The sequence below is a fragment of the Streptomyces klenkii genome, from assembly GCF_003626645.1.
In the GTDB taxonomy this organism is placed as follows: Bacteria; Actinomycetota; Actinomycetes; order Streptomycetales; family Streptomycetaceae; genus Streptomyces; species Streptomyces klenkii.
This window is the reverse complement of sequence record NZ_RBAM01000010.1, coordinates 274,115-282,986: the sequence shown is the minus strand read 5'-3', so window position 1 is coordinate 282,986 and position 8,872 is coordinate 274,115. Positions and strand designations below refer to the sequence as shown.

General features: G+C 72.4%; 5 protein-coding genes and 3 pseudogenes. 3 read left to right on the top strand and 5 right to left on the bottom strand.

Annotated elements, in window-relative coordinates:
• Window positions 1-131: 131 nt before the first annotated feature.
• Both D7231_RS37805 and D7231_RS24720 read left to right on the top strand, forming a co-directional pair.
• A complete protein-coding gene (locus D7231_RS37805; protein WP_241999905.1) occupies window positions 132-386 on the top strand; it encodes a hypothetical protein in 255 nt (84 codons plus the stop codon).
• A gap of 531 nt (window positions 387-917) precedes the next feature.
• On the top strand, window positions 918-1,127 hold the full coding sequence (locus D7231_RS24720; protein WP_120757716.1) for a DUF6243 family protein: 210 nt from the start codon (window positions 918-920) through the stop codon (window positions 1,125-1,127).
• 371 nt (window positions 1,128-1,498) lie between these two features.
• Here D7231_RS24720 and D7231_RS24715 read toward each other — a convergent pair whose 3' ends face one another.
• Window positions 1,499-1,888: a peptidoglycan-binding domain-containing protein gene (locus tag D7231_RS24715; protein ID WP_120757715.1), complete on the bottom strand. Its 390-nt coding sequence runs from the start codon at window positions 1,886-1,888 to the stop codon at window positions 1,499-1,501.
• A gap of 348 nt (window positions 1,889-2,236) precedes the next feature.
• On the opposite strand from D7231_RS24715, the gene D7231_RS24710 reads away from it, so the two are divergent.
• On the top strand, window positions 2,237-2,713 hold the full coding sequence (locus D7231_RS24710) for a hypothetical protein (protein ID WP_120757714.1): 477 nt from the start codon (window positions 2,237-2,239) through the stop codon (window positions 2,711-2,713).
• 75 nt (window positions 2,714-2,788) lie between these two features.
• Here D7231_RS24710 and D7231_RS37800 read toward each other — a convergent pair whose 3' ends face one another.
• From D7231_RS37800 to D7231_RS24695, 4 genes and pseudogenes are all read right to left on the bottom strand, one after another.
• Entirely contained in the window at window positions 2,789-3,157 is a 369-nt protein-coding gene (locus tag D7231_RS37800; RefSeq protein WP_241999904.1) for a hypothetical protein, read from the bottom strand.
• Window positions 3,158-3,229: 72 nt separating this feature from the next.
• Window positions 3,230-3,349: pseudogene (locus D7231_RS38565) on the bottom strand (hypothetical protein); the annotation flags it as partial.
• 43 nt (window positions 3,350-3,392) lie between these two features.
• Window positions 3,393-4,298: pseudogene (locus tag D7231_RS24700) on the bottom strand (beta-ketoacyl [acyl carrier protein] synthase domain-containing protein); the annotation flags it as partial.
• A gap of 124 nt (window positions 4,299-4,422) precedes the next feature.
• A pseudogene (locus tag D7231_RS24695) lies at window positions 4,423-8,583 on the bottom strand (beta-ketoacyl synthase N-terminal-like domain-containing protein); the annotation flags it as partial.
• Window positions 8,584-8,872 lie beyond the last annotated feature (289 nt).

Below are 8,872 nucleotides of genomic sequence, written 5' to 3'. Positions count from 1 at the left end.
CTTGCGCCGAAGCTCACGCACGGTCGCCATCAGCCGGGTTTCGCCGCCCGACGGGGCCGGCCAGCGGTCTCGCTCAAGCTCCTCAAGAGAGCGGTCACGATTTACGCGTCGAGTCACCGGCCGATCTAACCATGTCAGATCTCAAACGCGGTCTCAGGGCTCTCCAGGCTGAGGAGAGGCTTGTCCTGGGGGCGGCGTACGTGGTGTCCGGCTATGTGCTGGTGCACGAGTCGGGAGAAGCCTTCATGATCAAGCAACTTCGTCGGCGCGCGTACCGGCCTAGGGAGCTTCTCGGCCTCCGTCGCGTCAGGCTGTACGAAGCACGCCCGTCATGCTTCACCTTCCTGGCAAACAACGGCGTGCCGGCCCGCATCCTCGCGCGATGAGCCGGGCATGGCCTGCACGGGGTTGCGGTGGAGGGGCAGGTGTGAGCCACGCGCTCCACCAGTCGAGGGGCCCTGCGCTGGGTACCACATGGCACAGGTAGTCGATAGCGTCTCGTGCGGTCCAGATGATCCGGGCCAGGGGCGTAGGTGCAGGTCAGGGCCTTGTGGTTCGGGAGTGCCGATGCTGTTGGTGATACGTGTGTAACAGCGCGTGTGGCAGGAATGGCGCGCAGAACCCCCGCCGGCTCGCCTCCATCCGGCTGGGCTCAGCGGAGTGAGGGGGCACGGTCCGTCGGCTGACTGGAAGGAAACGACTGGCTCCGGGCCCTCGCCGAAGGCCCGGCCGACGCCGGGACGGCGAAAACTTGGTGTGCGGGGTCGACGGAACCGGGTAACGTCTTGGTCATGTTCTTCCAGACACCGATTTACGAGTGAGCGCGTGACGGGCCCCTGCTGACGTCCTTCGATGTCGCCGCGCCCGTCCCTCACCGATGAATCCGTAGACCATTTCACCTCATTCCGGGAGAACCCGTGAGCAAGAACATCAACAACCCCGTGGGCATGGGCGGCGGCCAGCGCAAGAAGCTGTCCCGCGCCGAACGGCAGAACAACGGTCCGCACCGCAACCTCGACCGCCAGGGTGCCGCCGACCAGAAGGCGGAGCTGGTGCGCAAGATGCGCGAGAAGGCAGGCGCAGCCGGGGCTGCCGGGCAGACGGGCGACGGCACCGCACAGAGCTGACGCACCGCCGCCGCAGGGCGGCACCGCACGGGGCAGGGCCCGGACCGCGACGCGCGGTCCGGGCCCTGCTGCCGTGCCGGGCATGGCCGATCCCGCTCAGCTCGCGGCCGCGCACCATCGAGTTGCCCGTGCCCAGCCCGGGCGACACCGTCAGGAAGAGCGTGCCGGGCGTCGCCCCCACGGCCGGACAGGCCTGCTGTGCGGTCACGATCTTCCGCCGCCTCAAGCGCTACGCGGCCCGGGTGGTCTTTCGCCTGGTCAAACCCCTGCGGCCATGACCCCGCCTATAGGGGCTGTGTGAGAGACGGCGAAACCCCACCGGTTGCTCCGGAACCGGAACGTACAGCCCGGCCGGGCTGTATGCGCGGTAATCATCCGGGACCGTTGACCCGGTCGCAGGCGAAGCCGGCCACTCGCCAGTGAAGGGCGTCCCGAGTGCGCGGGCCGTAGACCCCGTCGGCCGCCTGTCCCTCCTGAGACTGTGCACGCCGCAGTGCCGCCTGGGTGCCCGCCCCGAAGATCCCGTCTCGGGCGAGATCCTCCCCGTAGCATTCGTTCAGGGAAAGCTGCAGTGCCTTCACCCCATTACCGCTGTTGCCGCGCGCCAGCAGGCAGCTCACGTTGCGATTTGCGGCGGGTATCGTCGTGCTGGAACCGTGGACTGTGGTGTACGAGACACTGGTGTTGCACGTGGGTGTCGCGGCCTGAGCTGTGCCCACGTCGAGCAGTATGGGTGCGCCGGCGGCCAGGACGAGTGCCATGCCGAGCGTCCATTGGCGTGTACTCAAGTCCTTCTCCTCTGCTCAGTTGATGGTCATCAGCCAGTACCAGGCGTTGGGCCCGACGACTCCGTCGACGGAGAGGCGATACCCCGCAGCCAAGCAGCTGGAATGTCCCTGTCTGAAGGGGTGGTCCCGTACGAGGACGTACGAATGCGGGCCCCGGCCGCCGCCGGCCACGCACGTTCCGTGACCACGTACGGACTCGAACACCCTCGTACAGCGCGAGGGCTGCTGAGGCGGACCCTCATGTGGTCGCATCGGATCGTTGTCCCGCGGCGCGGTCATCGTCCATGGCGAGCCTGTGCCGATCCGTCGAAGGGAGTTCCCATGAGCGTCACAAGCAAGCTGGTTGTCGGCACCGCCCTGCTGGGGCTGACGATGGCGGGGTCGGCCATACCGGCCGCAGCGGCTGCCCGGACGGCTGCTGCCCCCTATCCCGTCTGCTACGGCTCCGAGGCGTACGTCAAGAACCAGTACGGTCAGAAGGGGGGCTACGCAAAGACCTCGTGGTGCCTGCGGGGCGACGGCTACTTCGAGACCCAGACCGGTACGAGCTCGGTCAAGGACCTGGTCCGCGGCGACGGCGTCGCAGCGAGCGTCTGGCTGTGGGGTAAGTACCAAGGCGGCGAAAACTTCAAGGTCGAGTACAAGAGGGACACCACCGCTACTCCTGGGGCGACCGGGTGGGGTTTCGACGGCTACCTGAAGCACATGTCGATCTGGGTGTGCTTGGGAAAGAGCAAGCCTGGTACCACCAACGCCTACTGCGCGGAGCTGACCCCGGCGATCCGCTATCCCTGGTGAAAGCGGTTCCTCCAGGCAATGGACATGCTGCCTGCTGCCGGCGGGTGCGTCATGCGCTGACCGCACCCACCGGCATCAGGTGAGCTGCGTACGGGCCAGTCGCGCCTCGGTTCGGGCACGCGTGGCGTCGGCGCTGTTTCCCAGCAGGTCGGCTGCGGCGGCCACCTGGTCAAGGGCCTGTGCAAGCCAGTAGAACGCGTTCAGCCGTCGCCAGATGGCGGCGGCCGCGGTGGCGCGGAGATGAGCGACGCGCGGTCGGCCGGCGGCGAGCTGAGCGTTGCCGATGTTCAGTAAAGTGGCCGCTTCCCCCCACTCGTTCGCACATTCCCGGTAGACGTGCAGACATTCCGCCAGCAGCCGGCGCCCTGCCGCCGGTCGGCCCAGCCGGACCTGCGCGTCACCGAGCCAGCACCGCGCGTGTGTCGCCGACAGCCTGTCGCCCACGCTCAGGCTCAGGCTCTCCGCCCGGGCATAGCACCGGGCGGCCGACGCGTAGTCCCCGCGGGCACGGTGAACGTGGCCCAGCGACCGCGACGCCAGCGATTCGCCGGGCTGGTAGCCGATGAGCCGGCTGAGCCGCTGACTCTCCGCATAAAGACGCTCGGCCTCCGCGAGGTCGCCACGCTCGAAGCAGATGACGCCGCTTCCGTTGATCGCGTACGTCAGGCAGTTCGCATTGTCGATCGACCGCGCCAGCTCGGCAGCGCGCTCGAAGTAGGACAGCGCGGCGCTTGAGGACCACGACGGCCGACCCCTCGCCGATGAGGAGACCGTCGGCGTGCCGGTGGAAGGGGCGGATGCGCTGGCTCGGCGAGAGGGCGCGCAACTGGCTGAAGACGCTCCACAGGGTGATGTCGTGGCAGTGGTGGACCCCGCCGGCCAGCATCACGTCGCAGCGGCCGGTGGCGAGCTCGGCGACCGCCCGGTCGACCGCCACCAGGGACGAGGCGCAGGCGGCGTCGATGGTGTAGGCCGGGCCGCGCAGGTCGAGGCGGCTCGCCGTCCGTGACGCGACGAGGTTGGGCACGAGGCCGGCCGCCGCATCCGGGCTGTCGGCGCCCAGCCGGCGGGTGAACGCGGCCCGGACGCGCTCCAGCTGACCCGGTTCCAGGTCGGGCAGCAGCTCACGGAGGGTGTGCACCAGCTGGTGGGCGAACCCCACGCGCTGGGTGAGACGGGCGAGCCCGGCCCCCATGTAATTGCCGCGGCCCAGCACCACGCCCACCCGGTTCCGGTCGGGCAGCCGCTGCTCGCCGCCCGCGTCGGCCACGGCAGCCGCCGCGACGTGCAGCGCGAGCAGCTGATCGGGCTCGGTGCCGGGCACGGCGGCGGGCATGATGCCGCACCGGGCGGCGTCCACCACGGCGAACTCGTCCACGAACCCGCCCCGCCGGCAGTAGATGCGGTCGGCCCCGCGGGCACCGGCCGGGTCGTAGTAGCGGGCGTCCCACCGCTCCGCCGGGACGTCGGTGATCGCGTCCGTGCCGGCCGTCAGGTTCCGCCAGTACGTCTCCAGACCGGGGGAGCCGGGCAGCAGCACGGCCATCCCGATGACGGCGACCGGCGGCGCCGGTGTGTGCGTCATGGTCACCGGCCCGGGGCGGTGTAGACGACGGCACCGGACCGGACGCCGCCGCGGGACGCCGCCGGCCTCCGGCACCGGCCGCCGCCGCGGGTGCGTGTCCGGCGGGGTTGCGGCGGCGATCCTCGACCGCCGCCATGCCGCCCGGCCCGTCCGCGTGCGCCCCGGCGGCCGCGTGGATCGCGTTCGCCCGCTCGGCGCTCAGGTGCAGCAGGGTGCGGGCGTCCATGACGCCCGCCGCGCAGAGTGCCACGAGTTCCCCGTAACTGTGCCCGGCCGCCATGTCGGGCCGGACGCCGGCGGTTTCGAGGAGGGTGTGCGCGGTGAGGCCGACGATGCCGAGCGCCGGTTGTGCCGCTCGGGTGTCGGTGAGGCGGGCCCGGCGTTCTGCTCGCCGCGCGTCGTCGAAGGCGGCCGGGGGGTGGAGGACGGCGGCGTGGTCACGGCCGAGGCTGAGGTGGCGCTGGAGCTCCGGGAAGGTGATGAAGAGGTCCGCGAACATGCCGGGGCGCTGACTGCCCTGGCCCGGGAAGAGGAAGGCGACCTTGCCGGGGTCCGTCCCCTCCCTCGGTTCCGGTTCCGCGATGTGGACGCCCGGCGCGGGGCCGCCGCCGGCTGCCGGTCCGTCGCCGGTCTCCAGGATCCGGCGCAGCTTGCCCGCGAGGTCGCCGAGATCGGCTGCGACCAGGGCGACCCGGACCGGTTCCCGGCCGGCGTCGGCCGTGCGGGAGGCCGTCAGGGCCAGGTCGCGGAGGTGCCGGGGCCGTCCGGCGGCGTCGTTGGCCTCGACCAGTTCCAGCATCTTCCCGGCGGTGCGGAGGGCGGCGGTCAGGTCGGTGCCGCGGAAGAGGAAGAGTTCTGCGGGCCAGGCGTCCAGGCCGTGCCGCGGGGGCATGCCTGCCGCGTGGGCGGTGAGCACCGCATGGAAGTTGGTGCCGCCGAAGCCGAAGGCGCTGAGCCCCGCGATCCGCTCGGCGGCCGGGACCGCCCACGGCCGGGCCCGGGTGTGGAAGACGAAGGGGCTGTCTCCCTCCCGCCAGCCGGGGCTGGGCCGCTCCAGCCGCGCTGCCGGCGGTGTGACGCCCGTGTACAACGCCAGGGCGGTCTTGACGAGACCGGCCAGGCCCGCGGCGCATTTGGTGTGCCCGATCTGTGCTTTGACGGATCCGAGGGCACAGCTCCCCGGCCGTGCCCCGGCCGCGGTGAACACGTCGTCGAGGGCGGTCATCTCGGTGCGGTCGCCGACGACGGTGCCCGTACCGTGGGCCTCGACCAGCCCGACGTCGGCGGGTGAGACGCCGGCGTTCCTGTAGGCCCGCTCCAGGGCGGCGCGCTGGCCCTGCGCAGACGGCGCGGTCAGGGTCCGTGCTCTGCCGTCGCTGGAGCTGCCCACCCCCTTGACCACGGCGTAGACGCGGTCGCCGTCCCGTTCGGCGTCGGCCAGCCGCTTGAGCACCACGCAGGCCACGCCCTCGCCGAGGACGGTCCCGTCGGCAGCGGTGTCGAACGGGCGGCACCGTCCTGTCGGCGAGAGTGCCTGCACGGAGGAGAAGAGGGCGTAGTCGGCGATGCTGTTGTGCAGGTCCGCACCGCCGCACAGGACGAGGTCGCTGCTGCCGGTGACCAGTTCCTTGCACGCGGAGTCGAGAGCGGCGAGGGACGAGGCGCACGCCGCGTCCACGGTGTAGTTCGCCCCGCCCAGGTCGAGGCGGTGGGCGATGCGTCCGGAGACGACGTTGGCCAGGATGCCGGGGAAGGAGTCCTCGGTGGGCGTGGGCAGTTGTTCCGCCAGGCCGGGCGGGACCGTGCCGAAGTAGGAGGGCAGGACCGCGCGCAGGGTGTAGGCGTGGGACAGCTCGCCTCCGGACTCGGCGCCGAAGATCACGGAGGCGCGGGAGCGGTCGAAGGGCCTGCCGCTGCCGCTGTCACCCTTGCCGCTGCCGGCCCGGCCGCCGTCGCCGTACCCGGCGTCTTCCAGGGCCCGGCGCGCGGCCTCCAACGCGAGCAGCTGCACCGGCTCGGTGCTGCCCAGGGACGTGGGCGGAATGCCGTAACGCAGCGGGTCGAAGGGGATGCGCGGCAGGAACCCGCCCCACTTGGAGACGGTGGCCGCGCCGTGGTGGAGGGCGGGGTCCCAGCGGTCGGCCGGCACCTCGGTGACGGCGTCGGCGCCGCTGAGCACGTTGGCCCAGAAGGCGGCCATGTCGGGTGCGCCCGGGAACATGCAGGCCATGCCGACGACGGCGACGTCCAGCGGCCGGGAGACGGCTGCCTCGGACGCCTCCCCGGACGATCCCTCCTCGGACAGGCGGCGCAACTCCTCGGCCCGCCGCTCCAAGTGGTCTGCGGCCCCTTCGGTCACGGCACGGTGCAGCGCTCCGACGGTGGTGACGCCGGAGCGCAGCGCCGCGACGTCCCCGGCCATGAACAGGCCCTCGTGGAACTGCCGGTCCTCGCCGACCGGCACCAGTTCTCCGCCGGGACTGCGTTCGACGCCCCTGCTGGCGAGCCGCAGCCGTCCGACGTTGTGCCGCTCGAGGCTCTCCCAGCGCTGCCGTGCCGGTACACCCTGCGCCTGGAGGCGCTCCTTGAGCGCGCCGAAGTCCTCCGTGACGGGGGTCGTGAGGCACCGGGTGGCGTGGCCCGGCGCCGTCTCCAGCAGGGTCGTGCGGTGCGCCCCCAGCATCTGCCGCTGGAAGAGCGGCTGCACGGCGTCGCAGGCGACGGCCTCTGCTGTGAACAGGTAGGCCGTCCCCATCAGCAGGCCCACCGCGACGCCGCGCCGGATCAACGGGGCGGCCATGGCGGCGACCATGGCGGCGGACCGTTCGTCGTGGATGCCGCCGGCGAAGAACACCTCCATGCGGCCTTCCCGCGTACCGGCTGCTTCCCGGGCGGCCCGGCCGCCATGCCCGTCCAGGAAGTCCGCGAGCACCGCTGTCTGCGCCTCCCACAGCGGGAAGCTGTTCCGCGGCCCCACATGACCGCCGCACTCCGCGCCCTCGAAGACGAACCTGCGGGCTCCGGCCCGCAGGAACTGCCGCAGCAGGCCGGGCGAGGGGACGTGCAGGAACGTGGCGATCCCGGCCTCTTCGAGGGCGGCGGCCTGGGCGGGCCGTCCACCCGCGATGACGGCATGGCTCGGGCGTACCTCCCGGATGACGTCGAGCTGGGCGCCCCGGATCTCGTCCGGGGCGAAGCCGAGCACGCCCACGCCCCAGGGCCGCCCGGCGAGGGCCGCCGCGGTGTCGAGCAACACGGCGCGCGCCCGGTCCGGCGGTGCCAGGGCGAGGGCGATGAAAGGGAGCCCGCCCTCCGCGGCCACGGCGGCGGCGAACGCGGGCCGGTCGCTCACCCTGGTCATCGGGCCCTGCGCGACGGGCAGCCGGATGCCCGACGCCCGGGCCGACACCGAACCGGGACGCAGTGCCGAGGCGGCCGTGCCGTCGTGCAAGCCGTCCTCGACCGCCTCCGTGAGGCCCCGGACGGTCCGGGCCACGGTCTGCCAGCGGTCGGCGAAGACAGAGGCCAGAAAGCCGTCCTGACCCACCGGCAGGCGCGCGGCGCGTGGATCGCGGCGCAGCAGCTCCCGGTGACCGTCGACGACGGTGGTCTCCGAACCGTCCATGGCGCGGATCTCGGCCGCCGCGCGCCCGTCGAGCCCGGACTCGGCCAGCAGGGCGAGCTGGCTGTCCAGGACGACTCCGGCCGCACCGCCGGCGACGGCCGCCGCGGCGGTCCGCGGTCCGATGCCGCCACAGGCCCATACGGGGATGGTCACTCCCGGCTCGCCGAGCACCTGCTGGAGGAGTACGAACGTGCCGACCGGGCCGACCCGGCCGCCGCTCTCACCGCCCCGCGCGATGAGGCCGTGCGCCCCGGCCCGTACGGCGGCCAGGGCTTCCTCGACGGTAGTGACCTCGACCAGCACCCGGTACGCGCCGGTCGTCTCGCGGACCGGCCAGTCCGCCCCCGTGCCGAGCACCACCGTGTGCGGTGCGGCCCCGTCCCCGGCAGGCCCCGGGACGAGATCGGCGGGCGCGAGCCGGCACCCGGCGGTGACCCGCACGCCGTACCGCCGGCCCGCGGTCCAGCGGCGAACCTGTTCCAGCTCCTCCCCGGCCCGCCGGCCCCCCGCACCGAGGTCGAGCACGCCGAGGCCGCCGGCCCGGGTGAACGCCGCGACGAGTCTGGCGTCGGGCTCGCCGAAGGGGCTGATCCCGATGAGCACGTCGCGGAAGGACGCATCGGACACGCAGACACTCCTCTGCAAGGGGAGACCCGGCATTCCATGACAGCCCCTGTGAGGCGTCTGCGGCAGAGCGCACGCAGGGTGCGCACGCGCGCATGAGGGGGCACACCTGCGTGAGCGTGCTTCTGGGTTGCGGCACGGGGCCGTGAGGCTTGGCTTACGAGCAGGCCTGCGGGTGGCGAATCCGCCCGGACCGCTCGGACTCCGACCGATCACTGCAATGAGCTTCTGCCCCGTGCTCTCATGAGTGTGGTCGCGTCGCGACGGCCGGCCCGGTGCTGATCACGGAATTCGTGGCGCCGGCGGCCTCTGCCGGCCTGAGCTC